Origin of the sequence: Blautia aquisgranensis (assembly GCF_040096615.1) — a bacterium.
In the GTDB taxonomy this organism is placed as follows: Bacteria; Bacillota; Clostridia; order Lachnospirales; family Lachnospiraceae; genus Blautia_A; species Blautia_A aquisgranensis.
In genome coordinates, this window is sequence record NZ_JBBMEJ010000011.1 from 16,579 (window position 1) to 37,976 (window position 21,398).

The window sequence follows — 21,398 nt, forward strand, 5'->3', positions numbered from 1 at the left end:
TCTCACATTTATCCTGTATGATATAAACATCTTAAGAGAACAGAAGCTCTTAAGAAAAACTCTTTCCTTTCCCTAAAATATGTATGAAGATAAACCACCGTCCTGTATGGCAAGACAGAGCCGACAGGACGGTGGTTTTGATTTACGGATAGTATTATGAAAAATATATTTACGGGCGTCTGTAGCGGTTGAAGCAGGAATAAATCTCCTGAACTCGTGGAAGTGCATATCCACAGGAGATATAAGAACCTTCCGAGAAGAAGGAAAGCCCCTGCTTTTTTAGCTGGGAGTCCAGGTAGGTGACGATCTCAGGCAGAGTCCGTTTTCCGTCGATGAGATGCTCGCAGGCGTATTTCAGAAGAAGCGCCAGAGCGGCAGTCTGCTCGGAATCAGTAAGCTGTTCGATATAGCGGAGATCAATGTCTGTTTTTCCGAGGGAGAAGCCGTCTTTTCCATAAACTTTGGTTTTCAGGCGTTCCGGCTGTCCGGGGCGGCTGTGACGGGAAGGCGCAGGTCTGGACCAGGTCATGATGCGGTGGCTTTGCGGCAACCGGAATGCAGGTGGCTGGACAACAGAAAGCGGATATTCTTTGCAGAGCTCTCTTGTGGCGGCTGTGATATCAACCGGGTGATAATTGTCCATCTGGACCACCGTATCTGCGATATGGAAAAAAGCACCGGAGCTTCCCGCAACAAGAATCGTGGAGATTCCGGCCTTTTCATAAAGTTCACGGGCACGTTCCAGAAATGGCGTGATGGGCTCTTTTTCCCGGCAGATCACACGCTGCATAAACGAATCCCGTACCATGAAATTGGTGGCTGAGGTATCCTCGTCAAGCAGAAAAACCTTACTTCCTGCTTCCATTCCTTCTACGATACCGGCTGCCTGGGAGGTACTTCCGCTGGCATCCTCTGTGGAAAAACAGAGGGTGTCTTTTTTATTTGGAAGATCGTTGATAAAAAGCGAGATATCCACGTCTTTGATAAAACGTCCATCCTCAGAACGCAGTTTCAGGGCAGAGGCATCGGTGATCACATATTCCCGTTCGTCACCGGAAATATGGTTGTAAACGCCCAGCTCCAGTGCATTGAGAAGGGTGGATTTGCCATGGTAGCCGCCACCTACGATCAGGGTGATGCCGCAGGGAATCCCCATACCGGTGATGGTGCCCTTATGCGGCAGATCAAGTGAAATCCGCAGACTGTCCGGTGAGACAAAAGGAACAGAATCCTTCATCGGGCGTGAAGAGATCCCACTTTCCCTGGGAAGAATGGCTCCGTCATTTACAAAGGCTGCAAGGGAACGGCGTTTCAGCTCCCGGCGTATATAAGCCTGATCTTCTGCGAGAAAGATGGCATGCCGAAGTGCAGCTGCGTCAAGATTTCTGTAAAAGAACGCTTTGTGCACACAGACCGGAAGAAAATCGAAGAGGATTTTTTCAAGCTCTGTTGCGTTGATGGTGCGGCCGTTAGCCGGAAAACCGATAAAAAAGCGGGCGATGATTCCCTTTTCCGTGATCTCGCAGGCTGTACGTGCGAGAACTTCCTGTCCGCAGTGACTGACAGAGATCAGACCGCTTTTTCCGGAGCCTTTTGCGCGGAAGGTATAGCGGCTGACCTGGTGCTCAAACTGACGGTTCAGAAAATCTCCAAGTGTAATGCGGGTGAGTGTATCCTTATAATATTCTGCCGGAAAACCGGTATCTTTGTGGGAAAGCCGCACACTGATATGAGAAGGAGCGGCAAAAGGATCTCCCTGTACATGATCGATGGATAAAATATATCTGTCAAACTGATAGGCACCACGAAGTGATTTATAAGCTGGGTAACTCTTTCGGTTGACAGAGCGAAGCAGTGTTTTTAACTGATCTGATGATTGCATGATGATTCCTCCCTGGCCCTGAAAGTCAGAAAACAAAGAAAACAGGGCTAATTCTTAAGAACTACTATAGCGAATCGTGAAGATTTTGTAAAGAATGGGAATTGCGGTGGAAATCTGCGATTATTTGAATTATAATGTTAGACAGATTGCAGATAATATGATGAGAAATGAAATCCCACGGAATGAACAGATGCAGAAAATCTGTGGTTCGTGAGATTTCGAAACATATAAGAAAGGTGGAATATCATATGGAAAGAAGAAATGCATGGCTTTCTTATAAAGAAGCAGATGAGAATGAAATGGAGAAGCTTGCGAAAGCTTACAGAAATTTTCTTAATAAAGGAAAAACAGAGCGCGAATGTGTTACAGAGATCATAAAAGAAGCAGAGGCAGCAGGCTATGAGTCCCTTGAGGCGAAGCTTGCAAAAGGCAACGGGATCAAAGCCGGTGACAAGGTCTATACAGTGGGGATGAAGAAGATCGTTGCTCTGTTTCATGTAGGAGAAGAAGAGCTTTCCAAAGGTATGAGCATTCTTTGCGCGCACATTGACTCTCCACGTCTGGATATCAAGCAGAATCCGCTCTATGAGGATACAGACCTGGCTTATCTGGATACCCATTATTATGGTGGCGTGAAGAAATATCAGTGGGTGACACTTCCTCTTGCCATGCACGGTGTAGTTGCGAAAAAAGACGGCAGCGTTGTTGAAGTCAGTGTGGGAGAGGACGAGGAGGATCCGGTTCTCTATATTACAGATCTTCTGATCCATTTGGCTGGTAAACAGCTCCAGAAAAAAGCAGCAGAGGTGATCGAGGGAGAGAGTCTCGATATCCTGATCGGCAGCAGACCGCTGAAAGATCTGCCGGATGATAAGAAAAAAGACGCTGTAAAGCAGAATGTCCTGAAAATCTTAAATGAGAAATACGGCATCGAGGAAGAAGATTTTCTTTCAGCAGAGCTGGAGATCGTTCCTGCCGGAAAAGCCAGAGAATGTGGACTTGACAGAAGCATGATCGCAGCTTATGGACAGGATGACCGTGTATGCGCGTACACATCACTTGCTGCAATGCTGGAGATGAATGAAACACCGAAGCGTACCGGATGCTGCCTGCTTGTAGATAAAGAAGAAATCGGAAGTGTAGGTGCTACAGGCATGCAGTCCAGATTCTTTGAGAACAGTGTGGCAGAGCTTCTGGATGGAATGGATTGCTATTCTGAACTGGCAGTGAGACGAGCACTTCGCAATTCCAGCATGCTTTCTTCCGATGTAAGTGCAGGCTATGATCCGGCTTACAGCGAAGCTTTTGAGAAAAAGAACGCAGCGTACCTGGGACGAGGTATCGTCCTCAATAAATTCACCGGAGCAAGAGGAAAATCCGGTTCCAATGATGCCAATGCCGAGTATGTGGCAAGAGTGCGCCGGATCTTTGATGATCATGATGTTGCTTTCCAGACAGCAGAGCTTGGAAAAGTTGATTTTGGCGGCGGTGGAACGATCGCTTACATTGCAGCACTTTATGGAATGGAAGTTATCGACAGCGGCGTGGCTGTGCTGAGCATGCATTCTCCGTGGGAGGTTACAAGCAAGGCCGATGTATATGAAGCGTATAAAGCATATAAAGCATTTTTACTTGACGCATAAAAATCAAAAGGAAAGATTGTTCTGAAAAAAGATTCGTATCTGAAGTTATTCAGAGATCTGTTTCGTTATATAGAAATGAACGGGAATTTTCCCGGAAAGAACAGAGCAGTATAAAGATTAAGTTTCCCCTGCAGATACTGCTCTGTTTTTTTATTAAAAGGAGTTGTTTATGGAAGAAGCACTTGTACGGGTGGAAGATATCTGTAAGATTTATAATCCTGGAGAAAATGAGGTAAGGGCGCTGGATCATGTAAGCCTGGAAATACATAAAGGTGAATTTGTGGCTATTATCGGGCAGTCCGGTTCCGGAAAATCCACGTTTATGAATATGCTGGGCTGTCTGGATGTTCCTACCTCCGGTAAATATTATCTGAATGGAACCGATGTATCTACCATGAAGGATAATGAGCTTTCTGTGATCCGAAATAAGGAAATCGGCTTTATTTTTCAGGGATTTAACCTGATCGCCAATCTCACAGCGCTGGAGAACGTAGAGCTTCCGCTGATCTATCGCGGAATCGACAGAAAAACAAGGAGAAAGCTTGCGGTGGAATCACTGAAAAAAGTCGGCCTTGAGAAGCGTATGGATCATAAACCAAGCGAAATGTCAGGTGGACAGCAGCAGAGAGTGGCTATTGCAAGAGCTATCGCTGCGAAGCCACCGGTGATCCTGGCAGATGAGCCGACGGGAAACCTGGATTCCGCTTCCAGCAGAGAGATCATGGAAATCCTTAAAGATATGCACAGATCAGGAGAAACGCTGATTCTGATCACCCATGATAATGGAATCGCAGCACAGGCGAAAAGAGTTGTCCGTATTATGGATGGAAGGATCGAATCGGACATGATCAACGAGGAGTACGTTGAGGAGGCATAAATTAAAAATGAAAAAAGGGAAAAAGATTGCAATCGGTGTAGTTGTAGTGGCTGTTGTAGCCGGAGGTATTTATTCAGTAACCGGTGGCGCAGGCGGAGGAGAGCAGGTGCCACAGGTCACGGTTACAAAGGCTGCGACCGGGGATGTGGAAGAAATTGTGGATGCGACCGGTACAGTGGTCAGCGATGAGCAGAAAACATTTTATTCACCGGTAAATGCACAGATAAAAAATGTATCCTTTGCAGAGGGCGATTCTGTCAAAAAAGGAACAAAGCTTGTAGAGTTCGAGTTAAAGGATCTTGAACGCGACAATACGAAAGCAGAGCTGAATGTAAAATCCGGGCAGTACGATTATGAAAATACGATCAATAAATCTGATCAGGCTGAACAGAAACAGAACGATGCGAAAGCCAAGGCAGGAAGCCTGGAGCAGCAGGTGAAGGATAAAGAGAATTATATTGCATCCCTGAAATCCCAGCTGGCTTCTGTTCAGGCCCAGGCGGCGGCGGATGCCCAGGCTGCAGCGAAAGCGCAGGCAGAGCAGGCGGCAGCAGATGCCCAGGCTAAGGCGGAAGAGCAGGCGGCGCAGGAGGCAGAAATCCAGAGAGCATATGCAGAGGCGTTGACTACATATCAGAATAAAACCCTCCCGGACTATCAGAAGGAGCTTGGGGAGCTGAATACTGCTTATGTTAAAGCACAGAGCGACTATAATCAGGCAGACACCGCTTATCAGATGGCTTTTGCCCAGTGGCAGGCAGATTCTTCCGATGAGAATGCGGCAGCCCTTGAGGAAGCAGAAAGCACAAAAAGCCAGGCAGAAATCGACTGCCAGCAGGCAAAAGAAGCCTACGAGGATAAAAAGGCGAATGCGCCGAAAATGCCGGAGTATTCGGATTACAGCAATGTCGGACAGAAAGATTTTGTTACAGACGGAACCGGAGAGTCTGACGGAGATTTTTCGGATCAGGGTACCGGCACAACGGATGGTACAACAGATTCGGTAACTGCTTCTGTGGATACATCTGGTATTGAAAATGCCATTGAGCAGGCAAGCTCAGATCTGGCAGAGCTTCAGTCAGATCTTGCAACACAGAAATCCATTGCAGAGGCAGACGCTACGAGCCTTACCAAAGAAGAAAAAGAAAAGCTCCGCATTACCAACAACCTTACAGAGCTGGATGCGAAATCTGCAAAGGAGCTTGTAGCTGAAGGTAAGAAAGGAATTTCCGCAGATTTTAATGGCGTTATCTCAAAATCAGCCGTGCAGCAGGGCGCTACTGTGACACAGGGTATGGAGCTTTTTACCCTGCAGAGCACAGACGAGGTAAGCGTTGATATTAATGTGTCCAAATATGATTATGCAAAAGTAAAAGCAGGTCAGAAAGCAGACATTACGATCGGTGATAAGAAATACACCGGAAAAGTAACGAAGATCAGTCATATTGCCACCACTAATGAAAAAGGCTCCACGCTGATCTCAGCTACAGTCAGCATTGATAAGCCGGACGAAGATATTTTTCTTGGAGTTGATGCAAAGGTTAAGATCTATGCGGAAAAAGCAGAGGATGTTGTGACACTTCCGGCAGGTGTTGTAAATATTGGAAAGAGTGGTTCTTTCTGTTATGTACTGAAAGATGGAGTGATCACGAAACAGGACATTACAACTGGCATCAGCTCCGAGGATTCTGTTGAGATCACAGATGGAATCAAAGCCGGTGATGAGGTCATTGAGGATCTTGGTTCCCTGGAAGAGGGAATGACTGCGGAGGCTGCACCAGCAGAAGGTGACAGCGCAGCAGCGACAGGAGAGACTGCAGATGAGTAACATTTATGAATATATTAAAATGGCGATTCACAATATCATGGCGAATAAGGGAAGATCTTTTCTTACCATGCTTGGTATCATCATTGGTATCGCATCTGTGATCGCCATTGTCTCCATCGGTGAAGGTACCAAGAACCAGATGAACAGTGAGATTGATGATATCGGCGGTGGCCAGATCGCAGTTTACTGCAGCGATGAGGCTAATCAGGATCAGGTATGGATCGAGCCGGGGGACATTGATGCTGTACGGGATCTGGATGAGGTGGAAGGTGTCAATGTTTCGGATTCCTATATGGGTGAAACCGTTACCGGAAAAGGTAATTTCACACTGACAGTAAATGGCGAGGCGCAGGATGCAAAGCTTGTGGACAATGCTGCCATGAAATACGGAAGCTATTTCGGGGAAAAAGAAGTCGAGGAAGGAAAGAATGTGTGCGTTCTTTCGGATTCTGATGCAAAAAGGCTTTTCGGAACCGATGATGTGGTGGGAATGACACTGGATATTACCTGTTATGATCTCACAAAAACCTTCCGCATCTGTGGCGTTACGACCCAGAAGGAGAACGGAACCTTTGTCAGCTATACATACGATGGCATGCCTGTAACTGTAAATGTGCCGTATACAGCTATGGATGATTTTACAGGCAGCAGTGGTGAATTTTACCAGATCACGGTTCTGGCAGACAAAAGTCTGGATTCTCAGATCGTAGCAGATAAGATTGTGAATCTTCTGGAAAGACGGCACCAGAGTGCCGGAGACAATTATTTCCAGGTACAGAGTTTCCAGGATATTATGAAGTCCATGAATCAGATGCTGGGAATGGTTACAGCATTTATTTCCTTTGTTGCGGGAATTTCTCTGCTGGTCGGTGGTATCGGAGTTATGAACATTATGCTGGTCTCCGTGACTGAGCGTACCCGTGAGATCGGTATCCGTAAATCCCTTGGTGCAAAAACTTCCTCCATTATGATGCAGTTCCTGGCTGAGGCAGCGATCCTTACCATCATGGGTGGTATTATCGGTATTATTCTGGGAATCGCAGGCGGTCATGTGATCTGTGCGGTGATCAGCGCCAGCATGGAGATGAAGATTACACCGGGAATCAATGTGGGAACGATTCTGGCTGCAACTCTGTTCTCCTGTGCAGTAGGAGTATTCTTCGGAATCTATCCGGCAAGAAAGGCTGCCAAGCTCAGCCCGATCGAAGCGTTACGGAGTAATTAAACTGTTGCTTTTGCATCAAAAAAAACAATAAAAAATATTTTTGAAAAAAAATAAAAAAACTTTCAAAAAACCCTTGACATTTTAATGGTCTTAGAGTATCATACATATTGTTGCAGCGGTGATACGAAATATCACTTAAGAAAAGAAGCAACAAGATGTGCGTTTAGCTCAGCTGGATAGAGCGTTTGGCTACGGACCAAAAGGTCGGGGGTTCGAATCCTCTAACGCACGTTAATAAAAGAACGAGGCAGAGCATGAAGCTCTGCCTTGTTTTCGGTTTAATTGCAGAATGAATTAAAAAAGGGAATTGTTAACAAAAAAGGTCAGGATATGAAATCCTGATCTTTTTGGCGTTCGAGGAAAATTATCTGGTGAAATGGATGGATTTGTGAGATAATTTTTTTAGGTGCAAAATTAAAAAACAGATTTATAGAAAATAGCGAGGAATAATTATGTTAAATGTATATCTGGGAAAAATGGATGAAGCAATTTATTATCCTCCGACTTATTTTGATAATCGCTATGAGGATGAGTGGATCACAGACAAACGATCCGTTGAAATGATCAGAAATGTGGATCAATCGGAAGTAATCAGTCCGCATTTAATTGAAAGCCCGGTATTAGGGCCTATTTCACCAAAAGAATTATCCGGTGGGGTAAAAACACTTTTATTAATGTTATTCGATGATACCGGTAAAGTATTTAATGCGTCTGCATGTGGAGATAACTGTGCAAAATGGATTTTGAAAATTGCCAGAAAAAAAGAGCTGACGATCAATCTTCGCCATATTATGGAATTTGGAGATGATGAATTTGAAATAAAGATATTAAATACAGGAAATGTGGTTCATAATATGCTGGAGTTTATTAATATTGCAGGAATGTATGTGTAAGGTGAATGGGTATGAAAGGTTTGCATAAAGTTATTGTACAGAATAACCGGCTGCATTATGAATTTGAGATAAAAAGAAATATTACAATTATTCAGGGAAACAGTGCCACTGGAAAAACTACGTTGATCAATATGCTGCGTCAGGCAGAAAATCTTGGAGAATCCAGTGGAATTGATATAAGTTGCGATGTTCCATGCAGAGTTTTGGAAGGTAGAAACTGGAAAGTGATTCTTGAAAATATTTCAGAAAGCATTATTTTTATTGATGAGGAAAATACGTTTATCAATACGGAGGAGTTTGCTTCTGCTATTCAGGGCACAGATAATTATTATGTATTAATAACCAGGGAAAATCTTTATAATTTGCCATATAGTGTAGAAGAGATTTACGGTCTGTATTCTTCAGGAAAATATCAAAATACGCGAAAAATATATCAGCAGATGTACAGAATCTATTCTGGAGAAAATTTTATGCCTGTAGAACCGGAGAAATTAATTGTGGAAGACTCGAACTCGGGATATGATTTTTTTGAAAATGTCAGCAAGGAAAATCAAATGGAATGTGAAAGCGCACATGGAAAGACTAAGATTTTTGGAATGTTGCAAAAAGATGATGAACGACAGATCTGTGTAATTGCAGATGGTGCAGCAATTGGCGCAGAAATGAACAGATTATATAAACAGTGTCAAAAAAAGAAAAACATTCATTTATATTTACCGGAATCATTTGAATGGCTCATTCTGAATTCCGGAATACTTAAAGAAAAATTGATTCGTGAAATATTGAAAGAACCAGAAAACTATATAGACAGCAAAGATTTTTTCAGTTGGGAAAGATATTTTACCCGGCTGTTAACTGAAAGAACGGAAAATACGTATTGGAAGTATAAAAAATCAAGACTGAATGAAGTGTATCTTCATGAAAAAAATAAAAATCTTATTCTGGAAAGTATTCAGGGGATAAAATTTGGGGATTCAAAAGGTGAATAAGTATCAGTAAGAAAAGGTAATGCCGGGGGATGTCTGGAGAGATATGGAAAAATTAAACTATTAGCAAGCTAAAACGTTGTGTTTCAAAACATAAGTATACCCGGAAGGTATTTACTATTATCCGTAAAGGAATGGTATTAGTATAGAAGAGGGAGATCTTGTCAGAGAAGCCGCTAAATTAATGGGATATGCCGAGTTGGAACCGGTGTTGCAGCTCTGTTCGAAAAAGCATTAAAGTTAGGTAGCAAAAATGGACGTCTTATTAAGCATGATTCAAGGTGGCACTAACAGATAATGGTAATGACTTTGCAAAACATCTGGTAAACAGTATGGTATATGAAGAAATGCCTTCAGAAAAATTAAAGGTCGCATCTAATAGCGTTAAAACGTTAGCTTCTGAATTTGGCGAAAAAAGTGAAAAAACAAAAGAAACAGTAAAAAAGCGTGCAATTGATAAGATTACTAATTGTGACAACAACTGTAAATTTTATATGACATGTTCACATGTAAATGCTCAATAAATGGATACAGATATTTTACGACAGGAGGAAAAACAAAATGCCAGGATACCTGATCAAAGACACAACAAAAGAAGAAAGAAAACAGATCGTAGAGGAGTCTCTGGGAAATATTGCAGCGAACTGTGACGGCTGTATGTCAGGGCTTGCAGATATGTACCAGGATTATATCGATGGAAAGAAGGAAATCCGGGACATCAATATGGAGTTTAATGCCAGATATGTCCGGGGAGATATGGATAAAGAAGAAAAAAGAAGCTGTCCGATATAAAATTTTGTAAGGAGCGGGAGGCGTTTGAATAACTGTAAAAGAACTACAATCTATTCTTGCAATTGGTGAAACAGTAGCGGTGGAATTCAAACGCTGCGGTAACGTAATAGAAAATGATACCTATGAGACAGTCTGCTCTTTTCTGAACAGATTCGGTGGAGATCTTTTTATGGGAATCTTGGATGATGGAACTGTAGTAGGTATTCCAGAAAAAGCGGCTTCTGATATGGTGAAAAATTTTATTAAAATTGTAAGTAATCCTATGTTGTTTTCACCCACCATATATCTAATACCAGAGATCATAAAATATGATGAGAGACGAACCATCATTCATGTTCATATTTCTCCAAGCGCTGAAGTACACAGCTATAAGAAAGTTATTTATGACCGTGTAGACGACGCGGATGTAAAAGTGACAGCAACTGGTGCAATCGCACAAATGTATATCCGGAAGCAGAATATTTTTACGGAAAGAAGAATATATCCATATGCAAGGTTGGAAGATTTAAGACTGGGCATCAGATATAATACAGTTAATAAAGGAAAATCCGTCAATTACGCAGAAGAAGATTCATGAGCAACTGGGAATTTCATTAGGAACGATAAAACGGATTTTACCCAGATTACAGAAAAAAGGTATTCTGGTCAGAGAAGGCGGCAAACGATTTGGTAAATGGGTCATTACCGATGAAAACAGATAAGAGAACATTGATGAAAGGAATCAAATGCTAAAATTAATCACAACAGACGTAGACGGCACACTGGTAAAAGATGGCACAATGCTTATCAATCCGGAGTACATGAGAGTTATCCGGGAGCTGACGGAGATGGGAATTACTTTTGTGGTGTGTTCGGGGCGGCAGTATGACAGTGAGCGGAAGCTTTTTGAGGAAGTGAAGGATCTGGTATATTTCGTGTCAGATGGTGGTACTGTGATCCGGAAAAATGACAAAATTCTCAAAACCCATACGCTTCCGGAGGAAACATGGAAAAGTATGTACCATATGGTGAAAGAGAAGATGCCGGAATGTGACTGCTTTATTGCCACACCGGAGTGTTGCTATGCGGAAAATGAAGAAGGGCAGATGTTCCGGTGGCTCAGGGATTCTTACGGGTATGATATGCGTAAGGTGCCGGATCTTTCAGCACTGGAGGGAAAACAGGTGCTGAAGTTTTCTGTTTATCATCCAGAGCGGTGTGAGGAGCTTTGTGAGCCGTATTTTACACCGGCGTGGAAGGATAAGGTTACACTGGCAGCAGCCGGAAAGGAATGGATGGACAGCACGCCGCCTGGCGGAGAAAAAAGCACAGCAATCGAATTTATTCAGAAACAGCTGAATATTTTGCCGGAGGAAACCTGTGCATTTGGGGATAATCTTAACGATATCGCCATGCTTCAGAAAGCAGGAATGAGCTATGCAGTGGCTAATGCGAGAGGAGAAGTGAAGGCAGCAGCAAAGAAGGTATGCCCGTCATATAGTGAGGATGGTGTGCTGCAGACATTAATACAGATATTTCACAAAAACCGGAAACAGGGTTGACTTTTCAAAACAATTCTGTTAAATTGAAAAAAATCGTAAATATATTCCATGAGGGAGTAGTTCGCGTACAGGCGTGATTTGTCAACAGACCCGGTTTTTATGTAAACCTGGCAAATCTTAAAGAATGAGACTCATGTATGCTTTGTTTTAAAATGCAGGGCATACATGGGTCCTTTTTTGTTGCCGGGCAGACATTTCCCTCGGAGCGTTGTGAAAAGAAGGAGGAAAGAAAATGGAAAATCTGGTAAACAGCTCACCTCTTATACTGGTTATCGTATTTCTTGTGATCGGATTTGGATTTCTGATGAAGGGTGCAGATTTTTTTGTGGAGGGAAGCTCCAGTATTGCAAAGAGACTGAAGGTGCCACCGATCATCATCGGTCTGACTATCGTAGCAATGGGAACGTCTCTTCCGGAGACAGCGGTCAGTGTCACGGCGTCTCTGGTAAACAATAATGAGCTTGCAATCAGCAATGTGGTAGGTTCGAATATCTTTAATCTGATGATGGTAGTTGGTGTCTGTTCCATTCTGACACCGATCCTGGTACAGAAGGAAACGGTTACAAGAGATATTCCTTTTTCTGTGGCATGTGCTCTGGCACTTGTAGGACTGGGAATTCTGGCAGTGGGAGACCGAAGCGGAATGACACTGGGACATCTTGATGGAATTATTTTTCTCATACTCTTTGCAGGATATATTCTAGCGATGATCCGAAGTGCAATGAAAGCCAGAGCTGCGGGAAAAGATGTAGAGATAGAGGGCGTTGAGGAAGAAATAGGAATTCTTTCCTGGCCAAAGAGCATTATTTTTATTGTGGGCGGAGCAGCTGCGATCGCATTTGGCGGAGACCTCACTGTTGATGCAGCCAGCCGTATTGCAATTGATCTGGGAATGAGCCAGACGCTGGTAGGACTTACCATTGTTTCTATCGGAACTTCTCTTCCCGAGCTTGTGACCTCTGTTGTGGCAGCCAGAAAGAATGAGGTGGATATGGCAGTCGGAAATGCAGTGGGTTCCAATATTTTCAATATTCTGATGGTACTTGGAATCGCGTCTGCGATCAATCCGGTAGCACTGATCCGGGAAAATATCATAGACATTGCAATCCTGATCGCTTTTTCTCTGATCGTATGGATCTATGCAGCTACCAAACGTAAGATCAGCAGAAAAGAGGGAATCTCCATGGTGTGTATGTATCTGATTTATGCGGGATATATTATCCTGAGATAGTTTTACACAGGGGAAAAAGCTTATTTTCCCTGATGCTTACGCCGGTACTCCCCGGGTGTAACGCCATACGTTTTCTTAAATAATCTCATAAAATGCTCCGGATTTTCGTATCCGGTAAGCTCACAGATAGAGCTGATGCTGAGAGTGGTTTCCCGCAGTGCGCGGTTGGCCTGACTCAGTTTCAGCTCTTTTATAATGGTGAGAAAGGTACGGCCGGTACCTTCTTTGATGAGAGTACTGAAATGCGAGGTGCTGTAACCGAAATGTGCAGCCGTGTCGTGAAGTGTAGCTGTGCGGTAATTCTGACTGAGATAATTCAGGATCTCCGGGATGGTGCTGCTTCCGGAGGTACTGGTGAGGATGGATTCAATGTCATTTTCGTGATATCGGAGAAGTTCCGCCCACAGCATCATCAGCTGGGCATTGAGAAAGGCAGCGCGGTATCGGGCGTGAAGCATATATTCCATATAGAGCTCCTCAAGGGTGGAGCGGATGCGTGGATCGTCACCGGTATGAAAAATTAGGAAATTTCCTTCGGTTTTCTGGTAAAGAACATGGGAAAAAAACTTCGCAAGAGCACTGTCTGCGGCAAGTGACTGAAAGAAGGTGCTCTGGAAAGTGGATGACCGGACGATGATATTGAAGGCAAGACTGTCGTCAAAAATCCCCAGGCTGTGCTGTGTGTTGGGTGGAATGATGCAGATATCTCCGGAATGCAGGGTATGATGAATTCCCTGGATCTGATTGGATACAGTTCCCTCATAAACACAGAGAATCTCAAAAAAATCATGCTTGTGGGTGAACTCCGGAGTGTAGCGGTAATGCTTGCTGATGATAATATTTTCCGGAATATTTTCGAACAGATCGTTCTCACCCATGTATGGGAACCATGGTTCCTGACGAAGCTCCGGAACGAACAGACGCCGACTGCGGATATAGTCCTGGTCCAGACTCCGGAGATATTCCGAAAAAGTTTCAGGATGTTCTTTTTTCAGGAGATATATTTTTTTATAAAAAAGCTCATCCTCGGTGTATTCCGAGAGATACCGGTGAAAATCTGATTTTGAGATCTGCATGAAGCTTCCTTTCCGACTGATGATACGAACTGTTTTTTTCAGTATAGCACAGATTGGAGGGAGCAGAAAGAACGAAAAAAATATCAGTATTTTTCCGAAAAAATCACACTTGTATAACGAGGCGAAAACGTTAAGATAAATATCAGTGAGAAAAGAACAATTCTGTATCTGGGACATTAAGAAGAATATAATGTGCAGGAAACAGAAGAATGAACAGTAAGGAATAAACTGAGAATAAAACAAGCAATCATAAGGTAAAGGAGAAAAAACATGGCAGAAGTAAGCATCGATTTAAACATGGTACGTGTGTCTAACGAGGATTTCCTTAAGAAAGCGGCAGACTGTGCGCCGGAGCTTAAAGAAACACTGGTACGTCCGGTTGAGATTGTGGATATCCGTGAGACTGACGGTGTATATCCGGAGGTCGTTCACAGAGATTCTGTGGATAACCTGAAGAATTATCATATGAAAAAGGGCGATAAGCTTTGCATGGATTTCGGGGATCATCAGGTTGGATATGTGACACTGAAGCTTGCTTCTGTTGGAAGCCCTCAGGATGCACCGGCATTTTTTAAACTGAAATTCGGCGAGATTGCAAAGGAAATGACTGAGAAATCCGAGGAGTATGACGGATGGATCAGCCGCGGATGGATCCAGGAGGAGTGGTTCCACATTGATGTGCTTCCGGCAACTCTGGTTCTTCCGAGAAGATATGCGTTCCGTTATCTGGAGATCGAGACAATCGATACATCCATGAAATGGCAGCTTGTAGTAGAGGATGCTGTATGCCGTAGCGTTTCTTCTGTAAGCATGGACGATGTAAAACCGGTGGAGACAGAGGATGAGATGGTGAAGAAGCTTGACCGTGTCAGTCTTCGTACACTTCACAACTGTATGCAGGATGTTTTTGAGGACGGTCCGAAGAGAGACAGACGTCTCTGGCTTGGAGATCTGAGACTGCAGGCACTGGCTAACTATGAAACATTCAGAAACTTTGATCTTGTAAAACGCTGCCTGTATCTTTTTGCAGGTCAGACAAAGGATAACGGTCAGGTAAGTGCCTGCCTGTTTACTGAGCCGGAAGTGATCGCAGATGATACTTTCCTTCTGGATTATTCCATGTTCTTTGGTGCAGCTCTTTATGATTATTATCAGGCATCAAAAGATATGGAAACTCTGAAAGACTTAAGCAGGTGTGCATACCGTCAGATGGAAGTTGCAGCAGAGCAGTTTGACGAGAATCATATCCTGAAGCCACAGGAAGGTTTCTGGGGCTTTATCGACTGGACAGAGGGACTTGACAAGCAGTGTGGTGTTCAGGGTGTTTTCATCTACTGTGCAAAGCGTGTACAGAAGATTGCCGAGATCCTTGGAGATGTAGCAGAGGCTGACAAGATGGCAGAGCAGATCCGTCTGAAAACAGAGGCTGCATGGAAGTATCTCTATGATGAGAAGGCAGGACTTTTTGTAAGCGGAAAAGAGCGTCAGATCAACTATGCAAACCAGGTATGGATGATCCTTGCCGAGGTTGCTGATGTGGATACCTGTGGTGAGATCCTTGACAGAGTTATCGCTCTGAAGCCGGAAAAAGGCATGGTTTCTCCATATATGAACCATCATTTCGTAGAGGCTCTTCTTCTCACTGGAAAGAAAGAGCAGGCTATGGAGTATATGAAATATTACTGGGGCGGAATGATCAGCCACGGTGCAGATACATTCTGGGAGCTTTACAATCCGGAAAATCCGGCAGAGTCCCCGTATGGTTCCAGTATTGTAAACAGCTACTGCCACGCATGGAGCTGTACACCGACTTATCTGCTGAGAAAATATTTCTGATTCAGATATAAAAATATAGACAACATAGAAACAGAAACAGCTTAAATGCAATGATACGAGAATAAACAAAAAAACAGCCTGGCTGGGAATACATAGCGCATAGCGATATGATTCCCGGCAGGCTGTTTTTTCGTTCAGCAGAAAATCCGGAGATTTATTCTGATTTTTCAGAGCTTTTTTCCGCAGTGATATGATCCTGATGATGCGGTGTCATATCATCGCTGTCGGTCATGAGATATTTTCGCACAGCGAAAAGAATAGCAATGCCGATGATGCCGATCAGTGTCTGGGCAGGCTGGAGATGTTCCACGACCATCTGCCTTGCTGTGGCAAAAAGAAGAACCTCCACAACGGTCTGTGCGGAATGACGGCAGAGCATTTTTACAAACTCCACGCCTACTACCAGCGATAAGGCCTGTGCCAGAAATGTGGTAAAAAAGTCGGTGTCCATCTGCATGATAGAGGTGTCGGCGGTGTCAAGGATCAGCCGGAAGCCGCTCAGTGCGATGACGACCAGGATGACAATGGACAAAACGACCTCTGTGTAACGGGCTACATTGTAGATCAGCTCATTGAAATGCTTGCGGATCTTGTGATTGACAGCAGTTCTGTTTTTCATAGATAATTTCCTTTCTGATGTAAGGGGGACAGGTTAGAATCAGTATAGCATGGAGAGAAGTGAAGCTGGTGTATTTTCGTGAAAACATTATTGACAACAGAATGAACAGCACCCGGTGCTATTTGTATGGTTGCGGATCATTTATCTGCTTGCTATAATGCAGTGGGAGGGAAAAAGCTTATGATAAACTGTTTATTTGTGGGAATTGGCGGCTTTGTGGGATCAGTATGCAGATATCTTATGGGACTTCTGCCAATAGAGACCAGCCAGGGATTCCCGGTAAAAACGCTGCTTACCAATGTGATCGGTGCATTCGTGATCGGGATCATCGCGGCAGCAGCCGCAAAAAATTCATCTCTGAACCCGAGAATGGTACTGCTTCTGAAAACCGGCTTCTGCGGCGGATTTACGACCTTTTCCACGTTTGCGTATGAGACAGGCAGTATGATGGAAAAAGGTCAGACAGGGCTTGCACTTCTCTATGTGGTATTAAGTGCAGTACTTGGAGTGCTGGCTGTATTTGCAGGGCAGTTGACTGTGAGATGATTGAATAAACGCAAAGCAGCTGTTTGATTTAGCGTTTGAAGATTTGTCTGATAAGGAGAAAAACAATGGAAGAAGTAAGGATTGACAAAACGATTTACAAAGGAAGGCCCGAAAATCCAGAAGGACGCCTGGAAAAGGAAATTCAGGTGTACGATTTTCTGGACAGTCTGGGAATTGAATATAAGAGAGTTGACCATGAGCCGTTGATGACTATGGAAGCGTGTGAGGAAGTCGACCGGCTTATCGGAATAAAAATGTGTAAAAATCTTTTTCTGTGCAACAGACAGAAAACGGATTTTTATCTGCTTCTGATGCCGGGAGAAAAGCCATTTAAGACGAAATTTTTATCCAAACAGATCGGAACAGCCAGGCTTTCTTTTGCAGATGGAGAGCAGATGGAGGAATACCTGAATATTACACCGGGTTCTTTAAGCCTGATGGGCCTGATCTTTGACAAAGAAAAAAAGGTACATCTGGTTATTGACAAAGAGGTTTTGGATGAGGAATATTTCGGCTGTCATCCATGTATCAATACTTCCAGTCTTGCAATGCTTACCAGCGATGTGAAAGAAAAAATTCTGCCGGCACTGGGCCACGAATATCAGGTGGTAGAGTTACCGACAGAATAATAAGATCAGCGTATTAGCTTACAGTCCTTTTTATTGGACTCGGATATGATGTAATGGGGACGGTGCTTGACTTCCATGTAGGTTTTTGCTATGTACTGTCCCATGACACCGAGGCAGAAAAGCTGCAGTCCGCCGATGAAGATGATCACAGAAATGGTGGAAGCCCAGCCCTGAACAGGATCATCGAAGATCAGCTTTCGGAATATGATGATAAGCAGGAACAGGAAAGAGCATCCTGTCATGGCGGTGCCGAACCAGGATGCGATGGTCAGCGGAACCTGGGAAAAGTTGATAATGCCACTGATGGCATATTTAAACAGCTTCCAGAAGTTCCATTTCGTCTCACCGGCTACACGCTCGACATTCTTATATGGGAGCCAATATGTACGGAAACCGATCCATCCGAAGATTCCTTTAGAGAAACGGTTGTATTCGCTCATGGATACGATGGCATCCACCATACTGCGTTTCATCAGCCGGAAATCCCTGGCACCGTCCACGATATCTGCATCAGAAATCTTATTGATGATCTGATAGAATTTCCGGGCAAAAAAGCTGCGGATGGGCGGTTCACCATCTCGGCTCACACGTCTGGTCGCAACACTGTCGTATTCTCCGGATTCCAGCTTCTCGAGCATTTCCGGAAGAAGGGACGGCGGATCCTGAAGATCAGCATCCATAACAGCGACGTAATCACCACGTGCATTACAAAAGCCTGCATACATGGCGGCTTCCTTTCCGAAGTTTCTGGAAAAGGAAAGATAGATCACATGAGGATCTTTTTCGGAAAGTTCTTTTAAAATCTCAAGGGTTCTGTCTCTGGAACCATCATTCACAAAAATAAATTCATAATCACAGTCCATTTTTGAAAGGACAGAAGTTGCCTCCGGGTAAAAAAGAGGAAGAGATTCTTCTTCATTGAAGCATGGTATAATTAAAGAAATCATTTTTTACCTCATTTCGTAAATCATAAAAATGATCATTCTGGTGAAGCGCAAACTTCACCTTGTTTCTGTACTGTTACTGAACGGGTAATATCATACCATATCTGACGGTAATCGGCTATAAAAGAGAATATATTTTTCTTGCACAGGTCTTTTTTTGTGTTAAACTGTAAAAAAGACAAAAAATACGAGGTAAGATATGCTTGGAAGATTTAACAGCTTTATAGAAAAATGGATGGCATTTGTAACTCCGGTGTGTCTTCTCATGGGAGTGCTTTTTCCGGATATTGCGAAGCATGGAGTGCCGTATGTTACATATGCGTTTGCATTTATGACGTTTATCGGAGCACTGAAATCCCGGTTCCGGGATGTGGCGGATGTGTTTAAAAAGCCGCTTCCTCTGATCCTGATGCTGCTGGTACTGCATGTGCTGATGCCGGTGATCGCATGCGGGCTTGGACATCTGCTGTTTCCGGAAAATGCCAATTATATTACAGGCATGGTTCTGGAATTTTCGGTTCCTGCTGCGGTGATCAGTCTGATGTGGGTTTCCATCTATAACGGAAACAGTCCGCTTTCGCTTTCCCTGGTGGTGATCGATACGATCCTGGCACCGTTTCTGATTCCCACGGCACTGAAGATCCTGGTAGGATCCAGCGTGAAGATGGATACTATGGGCATGATGAAAGAGCTGGTGTTTATGATCGCGCTTCCGGCAATTCTGGCGATGTGTCTCAATGAATTCAGCCACGGAAAGGTAATGGAAACATGGCCGTCCAAACTGGCACCTTTTTCCAAAATGTGTCTGATCTTCGTGGTGACATCTAATTCCTCCAAGGTTTCTCCGTATATGAAGCATCTGAACGGGGAGCGGATCCAGGTGGCTGTGACGATTCTTCTGCTGGCAGCCGGAGGATATGCCATCGGCTGGGTGATTGCTATTTTTACGAAACAGAACAAAAAATCTACCGTTTCCATGATCTACGGCTCCGGAATGCGTAACATCAGTGCTGGCGCGGTGATCGCAGGTGCGTATTTTCCATCGGAGGTACTGTTTCCGGTTATGATCGGAACACTGTTCCAGCAGATACTGGCGGCCTTTTACGGAAGCATGGTGCGGCGTGTGCAGGCGGCGCAGATGAAAAAGGAGGAAAAGTAATATGGAATTTCAGCATGAACTGATCATTCCCAATGAGGGGCTTCCTTTCAAGCTTTTTCTCTTTGAAGGAAGAAACGGAAATTATGTGAGGGAAAAACACTGGCATACATCGATTGAGATTTTTACTGTAATGGAAGGAACCCTTTCCTTCTATATAGATGAGGAGGAATATCCCCTGGAAGCAGGAGAGTTTCTGATTATCAATTCCAATGAGGTACATTCGATCCAGGCACCGGTACGCAACGAGACAATCGTTCTTCAGATTCCTCTGAAGCAGTTTGAGGATTATTTTACGGCGCAGCGTTTTATCCGTTTTCGCAGTGAGACAGCCGGACGGAATGGGAAGTTCCGTCTGTCTGATGAGCTACAGAGCAGGGATCTTCATACACGGGGAGCGAAACAGGGAGAGACAGATTCCGAAGAGCTGGACCGGCGGATGGTTTCTCTGATACAGGAGCTGTACAGAGTATATATGGAACGGGAGACAGGCTATGAGTTCCGGACAAGGGCGGTATTCTATGAGATCCTGTATCTGATGGTTTCCAGGTATCGTGAGACAGAGGTGCAGGAGAGCGAGCTGAAAAACAGCCGGAGACTGGATGCTTTGTCAAAAATAACCACTTATATGAGGGAGCATTATAAGGAAGATATCAAGCTCTCAGGCCTTGCAGCCATGTTCGGATATTCTGACGCATATTTGTCAAGAATGTTCCGGAAGTACGCAAAGGTCAATTTTAAGACGTATCTCCAGGATATCCGCATGGCATACGCCTATAAAGAGCTTCTGAATACGGATCATACCATCAGTTCCATTGCACTGGATAACGGTTTTGCCAGCAGCAGGGCTTTTTCCAAGGAATTTGTGAAGCGCTATGGGATCCTGCCCGGCAAGGTGGAACGTCAGATCAAACAAAATGTCAAAAAAGTGCTATGAATGAGACAAGAAAAACGGCGAAAAGCATACCATCATGTGGTATGCTTTTTTTACATCAAAAACAGGGCAGAACACGAAACTGCGAAACATCAGACCTGTAAGGAGGTTAAAAACGTGAAAATTCAGAAAGTAACAGATCCGGCTTTCCGCAAATACGGAAAAGTTCTGGAGGGATACAATTTCAGTGCACTTCTGAAAGAAATGAAGCATACACCGGTTCCGGAAGATGTTGTGTATGTACCGTCTGTTGAGGAGCTTGAGGCACTTGATGTGGAAAAAGATCTCAGAAACAGAGCTTTCGGTGGATTACCGATCGAGATCGGATACTGCAACGGTCATAACAAGAAACTGAATGCGGTAGAATATCACCGTAATTCCGAGATTAATGTGGCAGTAACAGATCTGGTATTACTGATCGGCCATCAGCAGGATATCGAACCGGATTTTACATATGACACATCAAAGATCGAGGCATTCCTTGTACCGGCAGGAACAGGAATCGAGGTTTACGCCACAACACTTCACTATGCACCATGTCATGTGAATGAGAGCGGTTTCCAGTGTGTAGTAGTTCTTCCGAGAGGAACCAACACAGATATTGATTTCCCAATGCCAAAGGATGGCGAGGACGGACTGATGACAGCCAAGAATAAATGGCTCATCGCACATGAGGATGCGAAGATCGAAGGTGCGTTTAACGGCCTGAAGGGTGAGAACATCACTATCGGCTGAGAAAACTGACGCGTTATCTATATAA

22 protein-coding genes and 1 tRNA gene are annotated in these 21,398 nt (G+C 44.0%); 19 read left to right on the forward strand and 4 right to left on the reverse strand.

Annotation, left to right across the window (positions count from 1 at the left end; genetic code table 11):
* Positions 1–169: 169 nt before the first annotated feature.
* Positions 170–1,882, reverse strand: coding sequence for an ABC-ATPase domain-containing protein (locus WMO28_RS10015; RefSeq protein ID WP_349056891.1), 1,713 nt, complete (start codon positions 1,880–1,882; stop codon positions 170–172).
* Between the two features lie 248 nt (positions 1,883–2,130).
* Here WMO28_RS10015 and WMO28_RS10020 point away from each other — a divergent pair, with 248 nt between their 5' ends.
* From WMO28_RS10020 to WMO28_RS10080, 13 genes are all read left to right on the forward strand, one after another.
* On the forward strand, positions 2,131–3,525 hold the full coding sequence (locus WMO28_RS10020) for an aminopeptidase (RefSeq protein ID WP_178644624.1): 1,395 nt from the start codon (positions 2,131–2,133) through the stop codon (positions 3,523–3,525).
* Positions 3,526–3,694: 169 nt separating this feature from the next.
* The gene (locus WMO28_RS10025) at positions 3,695–4,402 is read left to right on the forward strand and encodes an ATP-binding cassette domain-containing protein (protein ID WP_178644626.1); all 708 of its coding nucleotides are present in this window, start codon (positions 3,695–3,697) and stop codon (positions 4,400–4,402) included.
* A gap of 7 nt (positions 4,403–4,409) precedes the next feature.
* Positions 4,410–6,230: an efflux RND transporter periplasmic adaptor subunit gene (locus tag WMO28_RS10030; RefSeq protein WP_349056892.1), complete on the forward strand. Its 1,821-nt coding sequence runs from the start codon at positions 4,410–4,412 to the stop codon at positions 6,228–6,230.
* Complete coding sequence (locus WMO28_RS10035) at positions 6,223–7,455, forward strand: ABC transporter permease (RefSeq protein ID WP_349056893.1); 1,233 nt, start codon at positions 6,223–6,225, stop codon at positions 7,453–7,455. Before WMO28_RS10030 ends, WMO28_RS10035 begins: the two co-directional genes overlap by 8 nt.
* Positions 7,456–7,612: 157 nt before the next feature.
* Positions 7,613–7,686: transfer RNA gene (locus WMO28_RS10040), tRNA-Arg, on the forward strand.
* 221 nt (positions 7,687–7,907) lie between these two features.
* Positions 7,908–8,348: a DUF4869 domain-containing protein gene (locus tag WMO28_RS10045; protein WP_349056894.1), complete on the forward strand. Its 441-nt coding sequence runs from the start codon at positions 7,908–7,910 to the stop codon at positions 8,346–8,348.
* An 11-nt stretch (positions 8,349–8,359) separates the two neighbouring features.
* A complete protein-coding gene (locus WMO28_RS10050) occupies positions 8,360–9,337 on the forward strand; it encodes a translation initiation factor 2 (RefSeq protein ID WP_349056895.1) in 978 nt (325 codons plus the stop codon).
* 278 nt (positions 9,338–9,615) lie between these two features.
* Positions 9,616–9,858 carry a hypothetical protein gene (locus tag WMO28_RS10055; protein WP_178642292.1) on the forward strand — a complete coding sequence of 81 codons (243 nt, stop codon included), beginning with the start codon at positions 9,616–9,618 and terminating at the stop codon, positions 9,856–9,858.
* A gap of 37 nt (positions 9,859–9,895) precedes the next feature.
* Complete coding sequence (locus WMO28_RS10060; protein WP_178642295.1) at positions 9,896–10,126, forward strand: purine biosynthesis protein PurH; 231 nt, start codon at positions 9,896–9,898, stop codon at positions 10,124–10,126.
* Between the two features lie 79 nt (positions 10,127–10,205).
* Positions 10,206–10,703 (forward strand): AlbA family DNA-binding domain-containing protein, encoded by a 498-nt coding sequence (locus WMO28_RS10065; protein ID WP_349056897.1) that lies wholly within the window; start codon positions 10,206–10,208, stop codon positions 10,701–10,703.
* Positions 10,696–10,827, forward strand: a complete 132-nt coding sequence (locus WMO28_RS10070) for a hypothetical protein (protein WP_349056953.1) — start codon at positions 10,696–10,698, stop codon at positions 10,825–10,827. The genes WMO28_RS10065 and WMO28_RS10070 overlap by 8 nt, the downstream gene beginning before the upstream one ends.
* A gap of 24 nt (positions 10,828–10,851) precedes the next feature.
* Positions 10,852–11,667 (forward strand): Cof-type HAD-IIB family hydrolase, encoded by an 816-nt coding sequence (locus WMO28_RS10075; RefSeq protein ID WP_178642298.1) that lies wholly within the window; start codon positions 10,852–10,854, stop codon positions 11,665–11,667.
* A 232-nt stretch (positions 11,668–11,899) separates the two neighbouring features.
* Positions 11,900–12,898, forward strand: a complete 999-nt coding sequence (locus WMO28_RS10080; RefSeq protein ID WP_349056898.1) for a calcium/sodium antiporter — start codon at positions 11,900–11,902, stop codon at positions 12,896–12,898.
* Positions 12,899–12,918: 20 nt separating this feature from the next.
* Here WMO28_RS10080 and WMO28_RS10085 read toward each other — a convergent pair whose 3' ends face one another.
* Complete coding sequence (locus tag WMO28_RS10085; RefSeq protein WP_178642321.1) at positions 12,919–13,974, reverse strand: helix-turn-helix domain-containing protein; 1,056 nt, start codon at positions 13,972–13,974, stop codon at positions 12,919–12,921.
* Between the two features lie 270 nt (positions 13,975–14,244).
* Between WMO28_RS10085 and WMO28_RS10090 the strand changes: the two genes are divergently transcribed.
* Entirely contained in the window at positions 14,245–15,810 is a 1,566-nt protein-coding gene (locus WMO28_RS10090; protein ID WP_349056899.1) for an alpha-L-rhamnosidase-related protein, read from the forward strand.
* 154 nt (positions 15,811–15,964) lie between these two features.
* On the opposite strand, the gene WMO28_RS10095 is transcribed toward WMO28_RS10090, so the two are convergent.
* Entirely contained in the window at positions 15,965–16,429 is a 465-nt protein-coding gene (locus tag WMO28_RS10095) for a transporter (RefSeq protein ID WP_349056900.1), read from the reverse strand.
* Positions 16,430–16,609: 180 nt separating this feature from the next.
* On the opposite strand from WMO28_RS10095, the gene crcB reads away from it, so the two are divergent.
* Together crcB and WMO28_RS10105 are read left to right on the forward strand one after the other, a co-directional pair.
* On the forward strand, positions 16,610–16,975 hold the full coding sequence (gene crcB, locus WMO28_RS10100; RefSeq protein ID WP_178642481.1) for a fluoride efflux transporter CrcB: 366 nt from the start codon (positions 16,610–16,612) through the stop codon (positions 16,973–16,975).
* A gap of 65 nt (positions 16,976–17,040) precedes the next feature.
* Complete coding sequence (locus tag WMO28_RS10105) at positions 17,041–17,604, forward strand: YbaK/EbsC family protein (protein WP_178642484.1); 564 nt, start codon at positions 17,041–17,043, stop codon at positions 17,602–17,604.
* Positions 17,605–17,609: 5 nt separating this feature from the next.
* Here WMO28_RS10105 and WMO28_RS10110 read toward each other — a convergent pair whose 3' ends face one another.
* A complete protein-coding gene (locus tag WMO28_RS10110; RefSeq protein WP_349056903.1) occupies positions 17,610–18,551 on the reverse strand; it encodes a glycosyltransferase family 2 protein in 942 nt (313 codons plus the stop codon).
* A 196-nt stretch (positions 18,552–18,747) separates the two neighbouring features.
* Between WMO28_RS10110 and WMO28_RS10115 the strand changes: the two genes are divergently transcribed.
* From WMO28_RS10115 to WMO28_RS10125, 3 genes are all read left to right on the forward strand, one after another.
* Entirely contained in the window at positions 18,748–19,707 is a 960-nt protein-coding gene (locus tag WMO28_RS10115) for a bile acid:sodium symporter family protein (RefSeq protein ID WP_178642489.1), read from the forward strand.
* Position 19,708: 1 nt separating this feature from the next.
* A complete protein-coding gene (locus WMO28_RS10120) occupies positions 19,709–20,641 on the forward strand; it encodes a helix-turn-helix domain-containing protein (RefSeq protein ID WP_178642492.1) in 933 nt (310 codons plus the stop codon).
* A 114-nt stretch (positions 20,642–20,755) separates the two neighbouring features.
* Positions 20,756–21,373 (forward strand): DUF4867 family protein, encoded by a 618-nt coding sequence (locus WMO28_RS10125; RefSeq protein WP_178642495.1) that lies wholly within the window; start codon positions 20,756–20,758, stop codon positions 21,371–21,373.
* Positions 21,374–21,398: the final 25 nt, after the last annotated feature.

Coding starts and splice junctions, on each gene's coding strand:
- WMO28_RS10015 (WP_349056891.1), bottom strand. CDS start 1,882: ATGCAATCATCAGATCAGTTAAAAACACTGCTTCGCTCTGTCAACCGA.
- WMO28_RS10020 (WP_178644624.1), top strand. CDS start 2,131: ATGGAAAGAAGAAATGCATGGCTTTCTTATAAAGAAGCAGATGAGAAT.
- WMO28_RS10025 (WP_178644626.1), top strand. CDS start 3,695: ATGGAAGAAGCACTTGTACGGGTGGAAGATATCTGTAAGATTTATAAT.
- WMO28_RS10030 (WP_349056892.1), top strand. CDS start 4,410: ATGAAAAAAGGGAAAAAGATTGCAATCGGTGTAGTTGTAGTGGCTGTT.
- WMO28_RS10035 (WP_349056893.1), top strand. CDS start 6,223: ATGAGTAACATTTATGAATATATTAAAATGGCGATTCACAATATCATG.
- WMO28_RS10045 (WP_349056894.1), top strand. CDS start 7,908: ATGTTAAATGTATATCTGGGAAAAATGGATGAAGCAATTTATTATCCT.
- WMO28_RS10050 (WP_349056895.1), top strand. CDS start 8,360: ATGAAAGGTTTGCATAAAGTTATTGTACAGAATAACCGGCTGCATTAT.
- WMO28_RS10060 (WP_178642295.1), top strand. CDS start 9,896: ATGCCAGGATACCTGATCAAAGACACAACAAAAGAAGAAAGAAAACAG.
- WMO28_RS10075 (WP_178642298.1), top strand. CDS start 10,852: ATGCTAAAATTAATCACAACAGACGTAGACGGCACACTGGTAAAAGAT.
- WMO28_RS10080 (WP_349056898.1), top strand. CDS start 11,900: ATGGAAAATCTGGTAAACAGCTCACCTCTTATACTGGTTATCGTATTT.
- WMO28_RS10085 (WP_178642321.1), bottom strand. CDS start 13,974: ATGCAGATCTCAAAATCAGATTTTCACCGGTATCTCTCGGAATACACC.
- WMO28_RS10090 (WP_349056899.1), top strand. CDS start 14,245: ATGGCAGAAGTAAGCATCGATTTAAACATGGTACGTGTGTCTAACGAG.
- WMO28_RS10095 (WP_349056900.1), bottom strand. CDS start 16,429: ATGAAAAACAGAACTGCTGTCAATCACAAGATCCGCAAGCATTTCAAT.
- crcB (WP_178642481.1), top strand. CDS start 16,610: ATGATAAACTGTTTATTTGTGGGAATTGGCGGCTTTGTGGGATCAGTA.
- WMO28_RS10105 (WP_178642484.1), top strand. CDS start 17,041: ATGGAAGAAGTAAGGATTGACAAAACGATTTACAAAGGAAGGCCCGAA.
- WMO28_RS10110 (WP_349056903.1), bottom strand. CDS start 18,551: ATGATTTCTTTAATTATACCATGCTTCAATGAAGAAGAATCTCTTCCT.
- WMO28_RS10115 (WP_178642489.1), top strand. CDS start 18,748: ATGCTTGGAAGATTTAACAGCTTTATAGAAAAATGGATGGCATTTGTA.
- WMO28_RS10120 (WP_178642492.1), top strand. CDS start 19,709: ATGGAATTTCAGCATGAACTGATCATTCCCAATGAGGGGCTTCCTTTC.